11 protein-coding genes are annotated in these 18,709 nt (G+C 31.3%); 8 read left to right on the top strand and 3 right to left on the bottom strand.

The features are described 5' to 3' along the window. On the top strand, nt 1-2,268 hold the full coding sequence (gene clpA, locus B8978_RS11960) for an ATP-dependent Clp protease ATP-binding subunit ClpA (RefSeq protein WP_084116269.1): 2,268 nt from the start codon (nt 1-3) through the stop codon (nt 2,266-2,268). A gap of 43 nt (nt 2,269-2,311) precedes the next feature. Here clpA and B8978_RS11955 read toward each other — a convergent pair whose 3' ends face one another. Then, nucleotides 2,312-4,465, bottom strand: coding sequence for a glycosyltransferase family 39 protein (locus B8978_RS11955; protein WP_084116268.1), 2,154 nt, complete (start codon nt 4,463-4,465; stop codon nt 2,312-2,314). Nucleotides 4,466-4,799: 334 nt separating this feature from the next. Here B8978_RS11955 and B8978_RS11950 point away from each other — a divergent pair, with 334 nt between their 5' ends. From B8978_RS11950 to B8978_RS11930, 5 genes are all read left to right on the top strand, one after another. After that, nucleotides 4,800-6,803: a carbohydrate-binding protein gene (locus B8978_RS11950; protein ID WP_242950548.1), complete on the top strand. Its 2,004-nt coding sequence runs from the start codon at nt 4,800-4,802 to the stop codon at nt 6,801-6,803. 144 nt (nt 6,804-6,947) lie between these two features. Next, complete coding sequence (locus tag B8978_RS11945; protein ID WP_084116267.1) at nt 6,948-7,553, top strand: TetR/AcrR family transcriptional regulator; 606 nt, start codon at nt 6,948-6,950, stop codon at nt 7,551-7,553. 131 nt (nt 7,554-7,684) lie between these two features. Then, entirely contained in the window at nt 7,685-10,798 is a 3,114-nt protein-coding gene (locus B8978_RS11940) for an MMPL family transporter (protein WP_084116266.1), read from the top strand. Between the two features lie 457 nt (nt 10,799-11,255). Then, nucleotides 11,256-12,458 carry an alanyl-tRNA editing protein gene (locus B8978_RS11935; RefSeq protein ID WP_242950547.1) on the top strand — a complete coding sequence of 401 codons (1,203 nt, stop codon included), beginning with the start codon at nt 11,256-11,258 and terminating at the stop codon, nt 12,456-12,458. A 157-nt stretch (nt 12,459-12,615) separates the two neighbouring features. Beyond that, nucleotides 12,616-12,939, top strand: coding sequence for a HesB-like protein (locus B8978_RS11930; protein ID WP_084116265.1), 324 nt, complete (start codon nt 12,616-12,618; stop codon nt 12,937-12,939). 37 nt (nt 12,940-12,976) lie between these two features. Here the strand turns inward: B8978_RS11930 and B8978_RS11925 are convergent, their stop codons facing one another. Continuing rightward, entirely contained in the window at nt 12,977-13,549 is a 573-nt protein-coding gene (locus B8978_RS11925) for an ECF transporter S component (protein WP_084116264.1), read from the bottom strand. Between the two features lie 222 nt (nt 13,550-13,771). Between B8978_RS11925 and B8978_RS11920 the strand changes: the two genes are divergently transcribed. Both B8978_RS11920 and B8978_RS11915 read left to right on the top strand, forming a co-directional pair. Next, the gene (locus tag B8978_RS11920; RefSeq protein WP_084116263.1) at nt 13,772-14,824 is read left to right on the top strand and encodes a dipeptidase; all 1,053 of its coding nucleotides are present in this window, start codon (nt 13,772-13,774) and stop codon (nt 14,822-14,824) included. Nucleotides 14,825-14,917: 93 nt separating this feature from the next. Further along, complete coding sequence (locus B8978_RS11915) at nt 14,918-16,651, top strand: HAMP domain-containing methyl-accepting chemotaxis protein (RefSeq protein ID WP_084116262.1); 1,734 nt, start codon at nt 14,918-14,920, stop codon at nt 16,649-16,651. 144 nt (nt 16,652-16,795) lie between these two features. Here B8978_RS11915 and B8978_RS11910 read toward each other — a convergent pair whose 3' ends face one another. Next, on the bottom strand, nt 16,796-18,601 hold the full coding sequence (locus tag B8978_RS11910; protein WP_084116261.1) for a multicopper oxidase family protein: 1,806 nt from the start codon (nt 18,599-18,601) through the stop codon (nt 16,796-16,798). Between the last annotated feature and the right edge of the window lie 108 nt (nt 18,602-18,709).

Here is an 18,709-nt window from a genome sequence, read left to right as displayed (position 1 = left end):
ATGAGAATAGATGATTTGTTAAATGAGATTATTACTGCAGCATATAACGAAGCTAAGGATAAGAAACATGAGTACCTCACTCCAGAACATATACTTTATGCTTCTCTATTCTTTGAAGAGGGGAAAAATTTAATAAGATATTGCGGTGGGGATGTTGAATTACTTAAAAATGACTTGAACAATTATTTTAAAGAAAATATAGATGTTGTAGAAAAAAATGATCCTATTCAAACCGAAGGAATACAAAATGTTTTAAATGAAGCAGCAAAACATGTATTATCTGCAGGAAAAGAAATCATAAAACTAGGGGACGTAATTATAGCTATATATGATGACCAAAATTCTTTCGGAGGATACTTTTTTAGAAAGCAGGAAATAAGCAGACTGGACATTTTAAATTATATTACACATGGAATTTCTATAATAGACGACCATGAGGAAGAAACAGATAAAATTGAAATTAATAGTGAAATTTATAATGAGAACTCTGAGGACACTAGTGTGAAAGATAAAGTTGATTTTATTAGTAAATTTACTTTAGATTTAACTGAAAAAGCAAGACAAGGTGAAATTGATCCTCTTATAGGTAGAGAAGATGTTTTAGAGAAGACAATTCAAGTATTGTCTAGAAGATTTAAAAATAACCCGGTTCATGTTGGTGAACCTGGAGTTGGTAAAACGGCAATCACTGAAGGACTTGCAAGATTAATTGCTGAAAATAAGGTCCCAAAATCACTAAGAGGAAGCAGTGTATACTATCTTGACATGGGAAGTTTACTTGCTGGAACAAAATACAGAGGTGATTTTGAAGAACGAATTAAGAAGGTTCTAAATAAGCTTAGAAAAAAAGAAAATGTTATCGTATATATTGATGAAATCCACACCATAGTTGGAGCTGGTTCTGTGTCAGGTGGATCTATGGATGCATCAAATATTCTAAAGCCATTTCTTTTAGATGGAAAAATTAAATTTATTGGGGCAACTACTTATGATGAATATAAGAAAATATTTGAAAAAGACAGGGCACTTTCAAGAAGATTTCAAAAGATAGAGATACTGGAACCTTCAGTGGAAGAAACTTATTCCATCTTATTAGGACTTAAAGCTAACTACGAAAAATTTCACCAGGTTGAGTATACTGAAAAAGCATTAAGAGCAGCCGCAGAATTATCGGCTAAATATATTAATGACAGGTTTTTGCCGGACAAAGCTATAGACGTAATGGATGAGGTAGGAGCTTATGTGAAATTACACAAAACTAATGAAAATTTAATTAGTGTAATTCATGAGAGTGATGTTCAAAAAGTTATTTCTTCCATGGCAAAGATTCCTGAAGAAAATGTTTCTAAAAATGAAGTGGAGAAATTAAAAAGTTTAGAAAGCATATTGAAAAAAGATATATATTCACAAGATAACGCAATAGAACTAGTAGTTAGGGCTATAAAACGTTCTAGAGCAGGGTTTAATGATGAAGGCAAAACTGTGTCAAATCTTCTTTTTGTAGGTCCAACTGGAGTTGGAAAAACAGAAATTTCAAGGAAACTTGCAAAAAATTTAGGGATTCCACTTATAAGATTTGATATGAGTGAATATCAAGAAAAACATTCAGTAGCAAAACTTATTGGAGCACCGCCAGGATATGTAGGTTATGAGGAAGGTGGACTCTTAACAGATGAAGTTAGAAAAAAACCTTATTGTGTTTTATTGCTAGATGAGATAGAAAAAGCTCATCCAGATATTTTTAACATTTTGCTACAAATAATGGATTATGCAACACTTACGGACAACACAGGAAAGAAAGCAGATTTTAGAAATGTTATTTTAATAATGACATCTAATGCTGGGGCAGCTAAGGCTCAAAAATCTGAAATTGGATTTGGGCAAAGAAAATTAAAGAATGTAGAAATAAAGAAAGAAGTTGAAAAAATATTTCCGCCTGAATTTAGGAATAGACTTAATGACATTGTCATATTTAATGATATGGATGAGAAGATGGCTTTACTTATTGCTAAGAAGGCTATAGGGGAATTCTCTGAAAAGCTTTCTGCTAGGAATATAGAGTTAAAAGTTACAGATGATTGTTATAAATTCATTGCTGAAAAAGGATATTCTTCTGTGTATGGAGCTAGGGAGATATTAAGATTTGTTCAAAGTAGCATTAAACCACATTTTGTTGATGCAGTTTTGTTTGGATACTTAGTTAATGGTGGAGTTACAGTAGTTGATGTGAAAAATGGAGAAATAACTTTTAAAGATAATAAAAAATAAAATAATAGAATGCGAACTATTACCTTTAGTTCGCATTTTATTATTATTTATTAAAGCTATCAGTATAGGCCTTTAAATCATATAACTGTTGACTCTGTGCTCCAGGGTTACCATTAAAAATTTTATTACCTAGTCCCTTGTTACTGCTAGATTTATCGGTATTAATATCACTATATTTGCTAGCAGATACAAGTTTGCCAGTCTTTTTTACCCAGGTCATTATGTCACTATCTGAGTTTCCACCGCCGCCTATACCGCCGGACATTACATATCTTATTTCTCCATTTTTAACAAGGTCTTTAAACTGCGATAAAGTAAGTATCTTATCACTTCCTAAGAAACCTCCAAGCGACATTACAGATTCACCAGTGCTAACTATTATATCAGCAGCTGAGTTGGAATTTGAAACAACAAGTAAATATTTTTGCTTAGAAGTTTTATTTTCTTCTAAGAAACTAATTAGTTTTGTATTTGAGTTGCCACCTCCATTAGGCATTCCCATACTTGTTTTGTTGGATGAATTTTTGCTAGCTACACCACTATTAGAAGCTGAACTACTACTCATTTTAGGACCACCTTCACTACTTCCACTGCTTGAAAGTAGCTCCAAACCAGCTGCAGGAAATGAATTACCTACCGATGTAAATAGTACAGTAGACGAACCAACAAATGGAGTTAATATAATACCTACTACAGCTAAACTTATTAGTTTTTTCTTTAGGTTAAGATTGTCTAAGGAGGAACCACTAACATTTAACAATGCAAGTATTAAGGAGGATAAAATACTAAATAAAGCTACTAGTACAATTAACACCTTAACAACAGATGAATAACTTATGAAGTAATATAACATTAACAAATCTACAGCACCATTTAATATTAAAGCAGCAGGTAAAAGCCAAGCCTTTAAGCCGCCTTCTTTATAAAGCGCCCACATAGCAGTAAGGCCTATTCCAGCTAAAGCTGCTGTTGGAGGTGCAAGCATAGTCAAATAATATGAATGAAATGTTCCTGTGTTAAAGCTAAAGTATATGAATTCTGGTAAAAACCAAAAGAACCACATAACTAAAGACTGTTTTCTAGTGTTGTCTAATTTGAATCTTAGTTTTTCTTTTAAAGCTGCTGCAATAAAGCCCAATATAGCAAGTGGAATAAACCAAACTATTTGGTCAGAAAGTATATTCTTAGAGAATAATCTTGCAAAGCTAGCAGTAACTTGACCACCAAAAGATCCCTGAAGTCCGGATGAATTGCCGCCTCCTCCATTCATCTTACCACCACCACTAGGCATATTACCTGAAGGCATACCACTTAGCCTCGTATCACTAGGAGGGTTTCCTTTCATTTTTCCAGATGGAACTTCACCATTACCATCCTTAGGAGCACCACCTTGACCTTTTTGTGAACTGCCAAAAGATAGTCTTTCTGTACCATTATGACCAAGTATAAGTTCAGTAACTGTATTATTAGTACTACTATCTATATATGGTCTACTTGAAGCAGGAACTAAATCAACAACAACTGCCCAAGACAGTGAAACTACAATAAGCACTAAAGTACCTGCAATTAGGTGGACAATTCTTTTCTTAAAAGCAGTAGCTGTGCTGAGAAGGTAAGTTAAGTATATTGCTGGGACTACCAAGTAAGCTTGTAGCATTTTTACATTAAAACCAACTCCAACAAGTGCTAAAGTTAGTATTATATATTTAAATTTACCCTTTTCAGCAGCAATTGTAAGTGCCCACAGTGCAAATAATAAAAACATTATAAGAATATTATCTATAGTGTTATTCCTGCTGACAGCTACAAAAACAGGTGTTATAGCTAGGAAAAAGGCAGAAAGTAAACCAGCTAAACTTCCAAAAGCTCTTTTAACAATTTTATATAGTAATATAACTGATATTATACCCGATAGTGCTGATGGTAAAATTATGCTTACACCACTAAACCCAAATATTTTAGCAGATATAGCTTGTAACCAAAAACCTAAAGGAGGTTTATCAATTGTTACAAAGCTAGATGGGTCAAAGGACACAAAAAAGAAATTTTTAAAACTCATGGTCATACTTTTTACAGCTGAGGCATAATATGAATTTCCATAACCTTCTATACTTAAATTTACAAAATTTAATATTGCAGACAGTATTACAATTATTAATAATGCTATGTTTTCCTTAGTAAGTTTAAATTTCCTCATTTAATATTCACTCCCTTTACAATTAGATAATAGATTTGTGTTAATCACTGTATAAAAAATTATAACTTTATTTTGCCGTACAAATATCAAAAATTCATGTGAAATTTATGTGATTCGTATAGACATAAAATTACAGTTTAGATATAAATTCGAATGTAAGGTTAAAAGAGAGAGAATTTTAAAGAAAAGACGAGATAAAATACAACAGAAGGCTAGTAATAAGAGTTGCAAAATTATACATGTAAAATATATTCGTGTATAATTCAAAATGTGCACATTAATTTTATATGCTTATGCAAACGTTTTCGTAAGCTTAAGGGGGGATGATCTTCTAATGAAGATGAAAGAATTATCAAAAAAAATACTATCTACATCAATTGTATTAGCGTTAATCCTTTATGTCTCTATTTTTCCTTCGAATCAAGTTAATCTCTTATCGACTCAAAAATCAGTAGTATATGCTGCCGATAATAGCACATTGCCTTCTAATACTAAGGACGGAGTTATACTTCATGCGTTTGACTGGTCTTTCAATACAATAAAAAATGAACTTCCCAATATTGCAGCAGCAGGATATAAATCTATTCAAGTATCCCCTGTACAGGGAACAAAAAGTTCAAGTACAGATGCCTCTAATTGGTGGCTGCTATATCAACCTACAAATGAATCTGTTGGCAATGCACAACTAGGAACTTATGATGATTTTAAAGCACTTTGTACATCTGCAAAAAGCTATGGAATATCAATAATTGTAGATGTAGTAATGAATCATATGGCTAATAATGGAAATGCAGACCAACTTGACCCTTCTGTTGATTCAAGTTTTAAAGATCCAAGTTTATATCACAATTTGGGCCAATGTACTAATTGGAACAATAGATATGATATAACTCAACAAGGAATTGGTATGCCTGATTTAAATACTCAAAGTTCTGCTGTTCAAAGTAAAGCAATTGCATTTCTAAATCAGTGTGTAGATGCTGGGGCAAGTGGTTTCAGATTTGATGCAGCAAAACACATAGAAACAAATATAGGATTAGATGCTAATCAACCTTGGGCAGGAAACTATTGGACAAATGTATTAGGAAATTTGCATAATGAATCAAGCTTATATATATACGGTGAAATATTGCAAGATGGGACTGTAGATAATGTCTCGGCATATGAAACATTTATGAATGTCACAGCAAGTAACTATGGATATAATCTTAGAAGCGCAATTACTTCAAATGATTTAAGCAAAGCAAGCGGCATAGGTGGACTTGACCAAACTAAAAGCGTAGATTATGTTGAAACTCATGATAATTATGAAGATGGAACAAGTAAAAGTTTAACTGATTGGCAAAGAAAAATGGGATGGGCAATAGCCGCTTCAAGAGCAGGTTCAACACCTTTATTTTTTGACAGACCAACAAGTTCAATAGGAAATGAAGGAGACAGCTTATGGAAAGATTCTGATGTTGTAGCAGTCAACAAATTCCATAATGCTATGGTAGGACAAAATGAATATTTAAGATGGACAAACAATAATCAAACAATGTTGATAGATAGAGGAACTACAGGAACTGTAATTGTTAATGATGGGGGAAGTACTTATCTAAATTCTTCTACAAATTTAGCAAATGGTACTTATACTAATCATGGAACTGCAAGTGCTACACTAACTGTTTCTAATGGAACAATAACAGGAAATATTCCTGCTAATTCAATTATTGTTTTGTATAATGGATCAACCACTCCAACTAACCCAACTAGTTATTCGCCACATTCAGGTTATAAGGTAGATTATGATAGCAGCACTCTGTTACAAGGAAACACATTTACTGTATACTATAATGGTGCTCTCTCTAACTCAAGTAGTGTTTCACTCCATTGGGGAAGTAATGGCTGGACAAATCCTACAAATGTTTCAATGACTAAGCGTTCAGACGGATTTTGGCAAGGTACAATAACTATTCCGAGTTCAGCTACAGCATTAGACTTTGATTTTACAGATGGCACTAATTGGGATAACAATAGCAGCAAAGATTGGCATCTACAGACATGGTCAAATGCTGTACCAGTCCAAGTAAGTCCAGCGCCTACTTCTAGTAAACAAGTTTCAATATATTATAATGGAACATTGGCAGCAAGTGCTTCAGCTATAACATTACATTGGGGATATAATGGGTTCACATCTCCTACAGATTTAGCTATGACTAAGCAATCAGATGGGAGATGGATGGCTACAATAACTATGCCAAGTGGAAGTTATATACTTAATATGGCCTTTAAAAATCAAGCTAGTACTTGGGATAATAATAATTCAGGTAACTACAATATTTCAGCCACAGAATAAAAAAATTATTTAGTTGAAGGAGATTCTTCTGGCTTTATGGGTCAGAAGAATCTTTCTTTACACATGTAAAAATATTTTTGTAAAATATATTTACATAATAGAATAAATGGTGTAGAATTAATTAAAAATGAACGGGGGTTCATTATGCAATATTTAAAAGAAGATGTAAGAAAAAAAATACTGTCGTCAGCCTTGACTGAATTTGAAGCTAACGGATACATAGGAGCTTCTATGAGGGATATAGCCTCAAGATCAGGAATTGCATTAGGAAGTACTTACAGATATTTTAAAAACAAAGAAGAACTTTTTAATACATTAATAGAACCTGTATATGATAAGATGATTTCTTACCTTAACAAGATACAAGTGAAACTGAATAATTCTACAGTTGAAAATTGTGATCAAACTGTTGAGTTTATGGAAGATATATTAAATAAAATCATAGAATTTGTTAAGGACTCAAGCAATGAACTTTTAATTGTATTTAACAAAAGTAAAGGTTCAAAGTATGAAAATTTTAAGGAAGAATTAGTAACCTTAACTAATAATATTTTTATTAGGGCTACTAATGAAAATCTAAAAAAAGAAGAGTGTGATAGGATTATCATATACACTATAGCACATGATTTAATTGAGGGTGTATCCTTTATATTACAGCAGCATTATGATGGAGAAAAGGTAAAAGTTTTAATTAATAAGCTTTTACATTTTTATATCAAGAATTTAGGTAAAAGATTTCAGACAGCATAACTTAATATGTTTAGATTTATGTTTTTTTTGTTAATCTAAACATATTATATTTTTAGCATAATAATGAACAATAGTTCATGAAAGGCGGTGAGCTATAAAAGAACAAAAATAATATAAATTTGGAGGTAAACATGCGTAAAATAATAAAGATGAAATGGTTCATACTTACTGTATGGATAGTTGCAGTAGCATTATCGATAGTATATTCACCGAATTTAAATAAGGTGCTTAGAGCAAAGGGACAACAATTCTTAAGTGATGACAATCCTTCTATGAAGGCAGATAAGATTTTAAAGAAAATGGATAAAACTCCGGGAAATGCAGATATAATAGTGTTTAATGGCGACAATAAACTAACATCTAGCCAGATGAATAGTATAAAAAATGGAGTAAACAATATAAAGAATAATAGTGATGCACTAGGAGTAAGCAATCTGCTTGATCCTTTTAATTTACCAGATATAAAATCAAAGCTTATATCAAAAGATGGAAAAACAATAATGGTAAGCTTTAAACTTGATAAAAAAGACAGAGAAGTAAGTGATATAAAAAAACAACTTGATGATAAATTAAAAAATGTGAAGGTTAAATATTATCTTACAGGAACTGATTTTATAAGTGATGATTATATAAGAACTGTTTCCAGTGGTGTTGATAAGAGTGCTGTTCTTACTGTGTTATTCATTTTAATAGTACTTATAATTATGTTTAGATCAATAATAACCCCGTTAATATCACTACTTGCAGTAATAATATCATATATAGTTTCACTTGCAATTGTAGGACAACTAGTTTATAGGTTTAATTATCCAATATCTTCGCTTACGCAAATGGTAATTATACTTGTATTATTTGGAGTGGGTACAGATTATAATATACTTTTGTTTAATAGATTTAAAGAGGAAATGTCCAATAGTTCCTCAATAGACGAGGCAATAGTAAATACCTATAAGACAGCTGGAAAAACCATAGCTTTCAGTATACTTACTGTATTTATAGCATTTTTAAGTCTTACGCTAGCAAAGTTTGGATTATATCGTTCTGGAAATTGTGTGGCAATTGCGGTTGTAGTTCTCTTACTTGAAATATTGACACTTACACCATTTATAATGAAAACATTGGGAACAAAACTTTTCTGGCCATCAAAAAAAGTTACAAAACATAAACAAAGTAAAGCTTGGGGAAAGGCCGCTTCATTTTCAATAAAAAGACCAATCATAGTATCAATTGTTACAATACTTATATTAACTCCAATAATTTATTTTAATACACAAAAATATTCTTATGATACTGTAAATGAAATTGGAGACTCTGTGCCTTCAGTAAAAGGTTTTGATTTAATTACTAAAAATTTTGGAAAAGGTGAGGCACTTACAACAACAGTTGTTTTGGAAAACAATAAAGCTATGGATAATACTGAAGCACTTTCAGTTATTGATAATTTAACAAACAAATTAAAAGATATAAAAGGAGTAAAGAGTGTATCTAGTGTTACTCAGCCACTATCAGATCCTATTGATCTAATGTATTTAGGCAAACAAACAGAAGGTGTCACTGATGGTATTTCAAAATCAAAAGTCGGTGTGGATACAATAGGTGGTGGCTTAAATCAAATAAATACTAGTTTAGGTTCAATTAATTTAAATGATTTGTCAAAAGTAGATGAATTGGCAGTGGGTACTGGTAAGGTGCAAGACGGATTAAATGCAGTAACCTTGGGGCTTAAACAAGTAAATGCTGGCATAGCACAAGGTGCTGCAGGTGCTGACAAAATATCAGCAGGTATAGAGCAAGCCCAAAATGGTATGACACAGATAACAACTTATACTAAACAGATATCGGATGGAGTAGGAGAAATACAAAATGGATATGTTCAACTTGGAACTAAATATGGAGAAATAGCTAATGGAGTCAGTGGTCTTCAAAATGGACTAGATGGTATGAATAATACGATTGGAGAATTGTCAAAAATTTATAAATTTGATAATGATCCTAGATATACTAATGGAGTAGAACTATATTACAGCAATTTATCAGAGGGAATAACAAAATTGAATAGCGGACTCAACGAATTTAAAGAAAATTATGACATTCTTACAGGTAAACTTGGAACTGTTAATCAAACTTTAAATCAAATAAATGAATCACAAAATCAATTACTAGATGGATTAAATCAGCTCCAAAATGGTTCAACAGCATTAGCTTCAGGACTTAGACAAGGCTCAACTGGCCAAAGCACAATAATTGATAATATGTCTAAACTTAATGCTGGGTTAGATCAAGTTAAAACTGGCCAAACTAAGCTTAATAGCATGTTAGGTACACTTAGTTCTAGTGTACCACAGTTAAAGGATGCATTAAGTAAAAGCAGTAATGGCTTAAATTCAGTTTCTGGTGGACTCGAGAAAACAAATGATTATTTAGAACAACTAAATGAATCTAAAGATTTCTTTGCACCAAAGGAAATGCTTAGCAATGATTCTATTAAACAGTCTTTAGATATGTATATGACTAAAGATAGAAAGATAGTAAAATTCACAGTTGTTTTAGATTCAGACCCGTATTCAGCAGCAGCTATGAACACTTCAAAGGAAATTAATGATACTATACCAGGTGCCATTAAAGGGACTGTACTTAAAGATGCTAAATATGGAACATCAGGAACAAGTGCCTCTGATTATGATTTAAACAAGGTGGCATTAAATGATTTAAACACAATAAAAATAATTGTTTTAATTAGTGTTTTTATAGTGCTTTTAATAGTAATAAGATCGCCTTTGATTTCATTATATATCTCTCTAGCATTAATGGCAGCTTATTATATATCTTCAACAAGTTTAAACTTTATAGTCTTCCATATATTTAAATTGGATGGAGTTTCATGGAATGTACCATTTTTCTCTTTCGTAATGATTGTGGCATTAGGGGTTGACTACAGCATATTCTTAATGATGAGATTTAAAGAATATAAGGATATTTCACAAGAAGAAGCAATAGTTTTAGCTTCAAAGAATATAGGTGGGATTGTTATGTCAGCAGCATTAATATTAGGTGGTACTTTTGTTACATTAATACCAGCAGGGGTTAGACTTTTGACACAACTTGCCATAGCTGTAGTAATAGGTTTGATAGCACTTTCAATTATATTATTGCCTATATTATTACCAGCATTAATTGCGTTACCAAAAGCAATTAATAATAAGACCAATGATAATAATTATGAGGATACGGATATTACGGCTTAGTATGTTTTAACTTCATAAATTGCAAATTACAGGTAAAAGAATTTTACTCTTACTGCGTGAGTAAAAAGGTTAAAGATTGCCAGAATGGCAAGATTAAAGAATTAACGATGATACGGTAATGGTGAGAGAATTTGCTTTCAGCAAAAGGGATAGGAGGATTTTTCTACGCTATGCTGCGAAAAATCTTTGAACTTAGATTTATAATCTAAAATGAAATTCATCTTTTATCTGTTACGTAAGTAACTTCTCTCACTTTTGACGGCATTAGCCTCGTCAATTCTTCCATCTAGCCGAAGGCTTTCTTTAATCTTTTCATCTAGCTTTAGCTATGATGAAAATCTTTAACTTTGTACTTTGCAATTTTTTATTTAGAGTATATTTTGCTAACATTTTGTTCTATCATTATAATATAGGATGCAATGTAAAAACTTTAATTATATAATTGTGATAACAATAAATGAAAGGAATGATAAAAGTGACGGAAAAACTATTTTATGAAGATCCTTATATTTGTGAAGCCCAATGTGAAGTGGAGGATGTTATTGAGAAAGACGGTAAATTTGAAATTGTGTTAAAGAGTACTCCATTTTATCCAGAAGGAGGAGGACAACCTAGTGATTTAGGGTATATAGACAATATAAAAGTTGAATATGTGTATGAAGAAAAAGAAACAATTTATCATGTTACATCAGAGAGGCCAACCGGGAAGTTTGTAAAGTGTAAAGTTGATTCTGAAAGAAGAGAAGATCACATACAGCAGCATTCAGGGGAACATCTTATGTCAGCAGCTTTTTTTAGGCTTTATAAAGTATCAAATGCAGGTTTTCATTTGGGTAATGACTATGTTACCATAGATATTCAAATGAAGGATATGACAGAAGAAATGATTAATAAAGCTGAAATTGAAGCAAATTCATACATATTTAGGAATGAAGAGGTAAAAACTTACTTTTTGACCAAAGATGAAGCCTTGAAGCTTCCATTAAGAAAGGAAATAAAAGCAGAAGGAACAATTAGAATTGTACAGATGGGAGAAAATATTGATTATAGTGCATGTTGTGGAACTCAAGTTAGGAGAACTGGAGAAGTAGGACTAATAAAAATAATAAAATGGGAAAAATACAAAGGAATGACTAGAGTTTATATAAAATGTGGATTAAGAGCTTTGAAAGATTATCAATTAAAACATAATTATATAACTGAGATTGCCAGGGGATTTTCAGTTGAAGATTCTGCAGTTATAGAAAAGATAAAAAACAATAATGAAGAAATTGCATCTTTAAAGAAACAAGTAAATAATCTTTATTCAAAAATAGCATATTCCGAGGCAGAAAAGTTAATTAAAAATGCAGCTTCGGAATTGATATGTGTAGAGTATGAAGAAGAAGATTTTGATTTCTTAGACAAACTCTATGAATGTCTTAAAGATAAGAAATTTATTCTAATATTAAGTTCAATAAGGGATAAAAAGTTACTGTTTGCACACAATGGAGATTTTGAAGTTAAATGTGGCAAGTTTTTTAAGGATAATTTAAAAGAATTTAATGGTAGAGGCGGTGGAAATGATAAGAGGGCTCAAGCAAATTTTCAAGATGAAACTTCAATGAGAAAATTTTCCGAATATATAAAGAAAAGTCAAAAAAATAGCAAAGCAATATAAAGGATAAATTTTATTTTTCCATAAAATATATTTGTTATAAAAATAAAATAATGCTATAATTATTGATAAATAATTATAGACAATATCTTAAAAGTGATAATAGTGTAATTTTTAAGAGATATTAGTAATGAAACGATAAATATTAGGGGGAGATTTTATGGAAAATATTCAAATTAGTGAAGAGGCATATGAAGAGTTTAAAGGTTTTTTGGATTATAACAAGCTACCTAATTATGACTTGAGGATAAGTTATATGGGGAGAAATTGTAGTGGATTAATATTTAATATTGATAACGGCGTAAAAGGTGACAATGATATTGTAGAAAAAGTTAAAGATATTAACTTTATTATGGACGAAGAATTAATTAAAGAATATGGTGGATTTATAATTTTGTCCAATAATGAAAATGAGGGCAGAGGGCTTGAACTTAGATCCGTTATAGAACCTAAAAGTCCGTGTACTGTTTGTCCTGGATGTTAAAAATAAGTTGGCTTTTTATTTAGCCAACTTATTTTTTTTATATAATATTTGTAGATTTGGTTCTATATAAAAGTCCCGTTTTAGCTAATAGTATAGTGAATGGAACAGCAATTACGACACCTACAGCTGCTTGAACAATATTTCCAGGTATATCGAGAATAGATTTTAATATAGCTACATTAATATTTGAAGAAATCGTAAGCATATAAACGATAATTCCAGCGCCAAGGTATGCTATAACCTCCCATATTCCAGCTGCAATAAATGCAACACAATTCAATATTATATTTTTTCTCTCAGTATTGTATTTAAATATAATACCGCCAACAATTAATGCCATTATTGCTTTTATTACTAATGTGAATGGTGCATATATTAGATATCCACCAAGTGCATCTGATAAGAAGCCACCAAGAGCTGCCGCTACAGCACCTTTTTTACCTCCTAAAAATATTGCACTTATAAATATCATACTGTCACCAACATTTACATATCCAGTGCCAGAGGGTGAGGGGATTTTAATAATAGAAATAGAGACAAAAATAATTGCAGTCATCATAGCAATTTTTACTAAACTTATTAAAGAAAGCTTGTTTTCATATTTGTTCATATAAATTTCACTCCTTAAGTAATTTATCCATTGGATTTATGTAAATATTATATAATAAATTATTACAATTAAAAAATGTATGGATACAAAATGTAATATTATACGAATGATATGTAATTATTATGTTGTAATTTAATATTTATGTTGCTATATAATATAATAGAAACATTTGATTTTTAGGTTTTTATGGTATGAGAAAAATATATTTAGAGGAGATAAAATATGAATGGATATATAAATAAAAATGTTCAGGAGCTTCATAATAAGTTTAATATTGTAGATGCTCATTTTGACATGTTAGGAGAAGTGTTAAGAAAGCGTAAAGCTGGATATAATAAAGTAATTGAGAGGGAATTTATACCTGATTTTATTAAAGGTGGAGTAAATATAGTTGTAGCATCGCTATTTATAGAAAGTGAGTATATTCCGGAAATGGCAATGAAAAATGCATTGGATCAAATTGGAAGCTTATATGAGGAAATTGAAGAATCTAAAGATAAATTTATATTATGCAAAAACTATGAAGATATAAATAGGGCTATAAAGCTTAATAAATTAGGAATAATATTGTCATTTGAAGGGGTAGAACCTATTGGCAATGATTTGAAGTTATTAAGGGTTTTTTATGAACTTGGTGTAAGGATTGTAGGACTTACTTGGAGTAGAAGAAATTATGCTGCAGATGGGTGCCATTTTCATGAAGTTCAAGAAGGAAGAAAAGGTGGTTTAACTGATTTTGGCGTTTCTCTTATAAATGAAGCTGAAAGGCTGGGGATGTTTATAGACGTTAGCCATTTAAATGATGAAGGTTTTTTTGATGTTATGAAAATATCAAAAAAATCTGTTATAGCATCACATTCAAATAGCAGAACAATAGTTAACCATGCAAGGAATCTTACTGATGAACAAATTGTAGCTATAGCAAAAACTGGAGGAGTCATAGGTATGAATGCCTATAGTGATTTTGTCTCAAGGAAGGATACAGAAAAAAATGTAGAGGGCATTGTAAAGCACATTATTCACATTAGAGATCTAGTCGGTATAGAGCATATAGGCTTAGGATTTGATTTTTGTGATAAATTTACAAGTTCTAATCCTAGTTATTTGGGGGGGCAATCTAAAACAAAAGGATTTGATGTTATTAATGGACATAAGGATATAGATAAACTTACTCAGGTGTTATTAGATAGAGGATTTACAGATAAGGAACTACAACTAATATTAGGAGAAAATTTTCTAAGAGTTTATAGAGGAAACCTTGATATAAAACGGTAATACTTCACATATATTTCACATAATTAATACACATTACTGCAATAATTTCTATGTATAATTTTAAATCATACATAGAAATTGGGGGAATGGACAATGAATTTTTTTAAAAATATTAAAATAAGCAAAAAAATAAGTTTACTTTCAGCAAGTTTCTTGTTTTTCATTATTATTATAGGATGTATTTCAATAACAGAGATAGCCAAAGTAAATGGAAAGCTTATGCAATTGAACAATTCTAGGGTAGCCCCTATTATAGAACTTGAAAACATAAAAAACGATGTTGAATATATAAAATCTCAAAGTGTTTCAATAATGGATTCAAGTGATGACAGTTCAAAAGAAAATATACAGAACAATATAAAAGCACGTGAGAAAGCTATAAATAATAAATTATCAAAGTATAAAAATAACTCCGATTTTAAAACTGTAATAAGTAATTACAATAAATACATAGCGGCTATGGACACTTTCACTAAAAATCAAAGCTTAAAGACCAATAATCAAGGAAATCAGCCACCTGTACAAGGTGCTGTGCCAAATGGTGGAAACAGTGATATGAGTAATTTCGATACTACAAAAACAAATTTAAATTCTTCACTTGATAAGATAATAAATTCACATGTTGCAGCTGCAAAACAAACATACAGTGATAGTGAAACAGAATTTAAAAATATGATAATTAGATTTGCAATTTTGTTACTTTTATGTATTTTGGTAATGATAATTTTATCTGCTTTTATAATAAAATCCATTATTGTTCCTGTTAATAAAGTTACAATGAAACTTAAAGAAATTTCAGAGAATAACGGTGATTTAACTCAAAGGATAAATTACAACAGTAGAGATGAAATAGGACAATTAAGTGAAAACTTCGATAAATTTATGAGTAAGCTTCAAAAGATAATTGGTGAGGTAGCAGAATCTGCAAATACAATCTCTTCTTCAACAAAAGAACTTCATAGGTCCAGTGGAGTTAGTGTTAAGTCTTTAGAAGGAATATCCAATACTGTAGTAAAGATAGCGGAGGATACATCAGATTCAGCAGCAGCAATAGAAGAAACAAATGCTAGCCTTAGTGAAGCAACAAATTTTTCAATAGCCACGTCAAGTGCTAGTAGAAATACTACTAAGAACAGTATTAATGTTAAAGAGGCGGCTGAAGAAAGTGCAGTTAAGATATCAGAAATCACAGGTACTATCACGGAAATAGCAAGTTCATCTAAAGAAGTGTCAACTATTATGAGGGATTTAAATGTTTCATCTAAAAAAATTGGTGAAATAATTGAAATTATAACATCAATTTCTGAGCAGACAAATTTGTTAGCTTTAAATGCAGCGATTGAAGCAGCACGTGCGGGTGAAGCTGGAAGAGGCTTTAATGTTGTGGCAGATGAAATAAGAAAATTAGCTGATGAGAGTAGTAATGCAGCTAAAGAAATAGCAACGCTTATAGAAGAAAACCAATTAAAATCAAGTTCAGCGGTTTTTTCTGTGGAGCAAGTTGAACAAAAGGTATTGGTCGGAGTTAATAAGGCGGATGAAGTCAAGATAGGCATAAAGAATATAATTAAAAATATACACGAAATAGCTGAACAAATTGAAGAAATTGATAGGTCAAATGAACAGCAGGTAAACATTACTAAGGAAATAGAAAAGGCAATTGAAAATATAGCAGATAGCTCAAATAAAATGGCTGATGGTACAGAAAATATTAGTTCGAATATTCAAGATCAGCTTGTAACAATGAATGAAATAGAAAAGACCACAGAAAATTTATCAGAGATGTCAGAAAAGCTAAAGAAAATCACACTTGGATTTACGGTGTAATTAGAATACTTCACAATTTAGTAATAAATTACGAAGTACGGGTTAAGGGTTTTCACCTGTGCTTCGCGGTGAAAAGGCCAAGCAACCGTTAAAACCCTTCACTCTTACTTAAGCAATGTCTTAATATAATGAATGAAAAAGCATCTAATCTTTATTTAAAGTAACCCTATATGGTCGCATCATTTCATTGTCCTCATGATCAAGTATATGACAATGCCATACATATCCTGGACCTAAACTTGGGTTAAATGGGAATAGGTTTACGCCAGGTTTAACTGAGGTTCCATCTGAATCCTGTGGAGCAAAACGAACTAGAAATGTAGTTACTTCACCTGGATTTGCTCTAACTGTATCCTTAAAACCAATTTCATTAGCATAAGTAGGTATTGGATCTCCTATAAGATAATCTGTAACAGGTAATGTTATTGTAGGATGATCTAGTGGCGGCATGCCATTAGTAGTTATCCAATCATCAGTGTATTTTTCTACGTCAAAAGCCTGCCTAGATGAAATTTGAAAACCTACTAAGTGTAGATGAATTGGATGAGTATCACCAGTTAAATTTACAATTTCCCATTCCTCCGTTGAACCAACTAGTGAAATTTCAGAAGTAGGGGAAGACCAATTTTGTCCATTGAGTAGAACTTCAGTAGGGCCGTTTTCACCCATAACTTCAAATAATACTAAAGTCCTTTTAGGTGTATTAGGAACAAGCTTTGGAATGTTATTTAACTTCGCAGGAATTATATATGATTTTAAAGGTTTAAAGCAGGAGACATTAAATTGCATAATCTGTCCCACTGTATCAAAATTTGGATCATCACCAGTTGGAAATGGTGCAGGAGCATAGTTTTTCAAAATTATTTTAGTTCCAGGTGAAAAACTTGAAAAGTCTACAATTATATCAGCTCGTTCACCTGGAGCTAAAGTTAAAGAGTTAAGTGTGACTGGCTTTGCAAGATAGCCATCATCACATGCGATTTGGACAAATTTCAAATTGTTTGAAAAGTTTAGACTGTAAAATCTCGCATTTGAACCATTTAATAACCTAAATCTATATTGACATCTATCCACATTTAAATTTGGCCATGCTTTACCATTTACAATTATAGTATCTCCAAAAAATTCCGGCATCCAGTATGGATGTATGCTAGGATTTATACCTACTGTAGGAAAGTAAAAAGAACCATTTGTATAAAAACTTCTATCCTGAATTACAATAGGAATTTCATTTTTCTTATCTGAAAAAAATTTCCCTTCAGTGTCCAAAGGATTTTCATAATCTCTTATAAGATAAAAACCAGCAAGGCCCATTAATACATTGAGTCTTGTTATTCCAAGTGTATGATCATGATACCAAAGAGTTGCAGAAGGCTGCTGATTTGGATAATGATAAATTGAAGTGATAAATTCAGAACCTACTTTATCTTCTTTAGCAGTAAACCAAGCATCAGGATGACCATCATTTACTGAATTATTTTCCCCTCCATGTAGATGCGTAACAATTGGAATTGGGAATTGGGCTTTTAATAAACCTGGTGGAAAATAAGGAACTGATGAGGCATCCACCATTCCTAATTCATTTGGGTCTGCCCAATGAATTGTTGGATCTACAGGTAATGGATTATATGATGTCAAGTTGTTAACCCATTGAATATTTACAGGAACACCCCTAATAGTATCGAAAGTAGCACCAGGGGCATTAAAAAAATTATAAATTGTTGTATTCGTTTTTTTATTTATAACATTACCACCGTATCCAAAGACAGTAGTTGCTGGAAAACCATAAGGTAAAATTTGTTGCTTAAATTGGTTTATAAAAATCACATAATTATGACTTATGACTCTGCCAGTACACGGATCTTTTATTATATTGGGAATATAAACAGGTGGTATTACTAACTGATTCTTAAATTTTGGTATTTTTGTAGCATCAAGTGTTGTATTCATATATATCGAACTCCTTATAGTACATTTTGGATAAGAAAATTAAGGAGTATAGAGAAATACAAAAATTTGATGTCTCAAAATATAATATGAAATTTCAAAATAATTGGT

The sequence above is a fragment of the Clostridium acidisoli DSM 12555 genome, from assembly GCF_900176305.1.
GTDB classification, from domain to species: Bacteria; Bacillota; Clostridia; order Clostridiales; family Clostridiaceae; genus Clostridium_I; species Clostridium_I acidisoli.
The sequence above is the reverse complement of the archived record's forward strand: the minus strand, read 5'-3'. Positions and strand labels throughout refer to the sequence as shown.

Coding starts and splice junctions, on each gene's coding strand:
- B8978_RS11955 (WP_084116268.1), bottom strand. CDS start 4,465: ATGAGGAAATTTAAACTTACTAAGGAAAACATAGCATTATTAATAATT.
- B8978_RS11925 (WP_084116264.1), bottom strand. CDS start 13,549: ATGAACAAATATGAAAACAAGCTTTCTTTAATAAGTTTAGTAAAAATT.
- B8978_RS11940 (WP_084116266.1), top strand. CDS start 7,685: ATGCGTAAAATAATAAAGATGAAATGGTTCATACTTACTGTATGGATA.
- B8978_RS11945 (WP_084116267.1), top strand. CDS start 6,948: ATGCAATATTTAAAAGAAGATGTAAGAAAAAAAATACTGTCGTCAGCC.
- B8978_RS11950 (WP_242950548.1), top strand. CDS start 4,800: ATGAAGATGAAAGAATTATCAAAAAAAATACTATCTACATCAATTGTA.
- B8978_RS11935 (WP_242950547.1), top strand. CDS start 11,256: ATGAAAGGAATGATAAAAGTGACGGAAAAACTATTTTATGAAGATCCT.
- B8978_RS11910 (WP_084116261.1), bottom strand. CDS start 18,601: ATGAATACAACACTTGATGCTACAAAAATACCAAAATTTAAGAATCAG.
- B8978_RS11915 (WP_084116262.1), top strand. CDS start 14,918: ATGAATTTTTTTAAAAATATTAAAATAAGCAAAAAAATAAGTTTACTT.
- clpA (WP_084116269.1), top strand. CDS start 1: ATGAGAATAGATGATTTGTTAAATGAGATTATTACTGCAGCATATAAC.
- B8978_RS11920 (WP_084116263.1), top strand. CDS start 13,772: ATGAATGGATATATAAATAAAAATGTTCAGGAGCTTCATAATAAGTTT.
- B8978_RS11930 (WP_084116265.1), top strand. CDS start 12,616: ATGGAAAATATTCAAATTAGTGAAGAGGCATATGAAGAGTTTAAAGGT.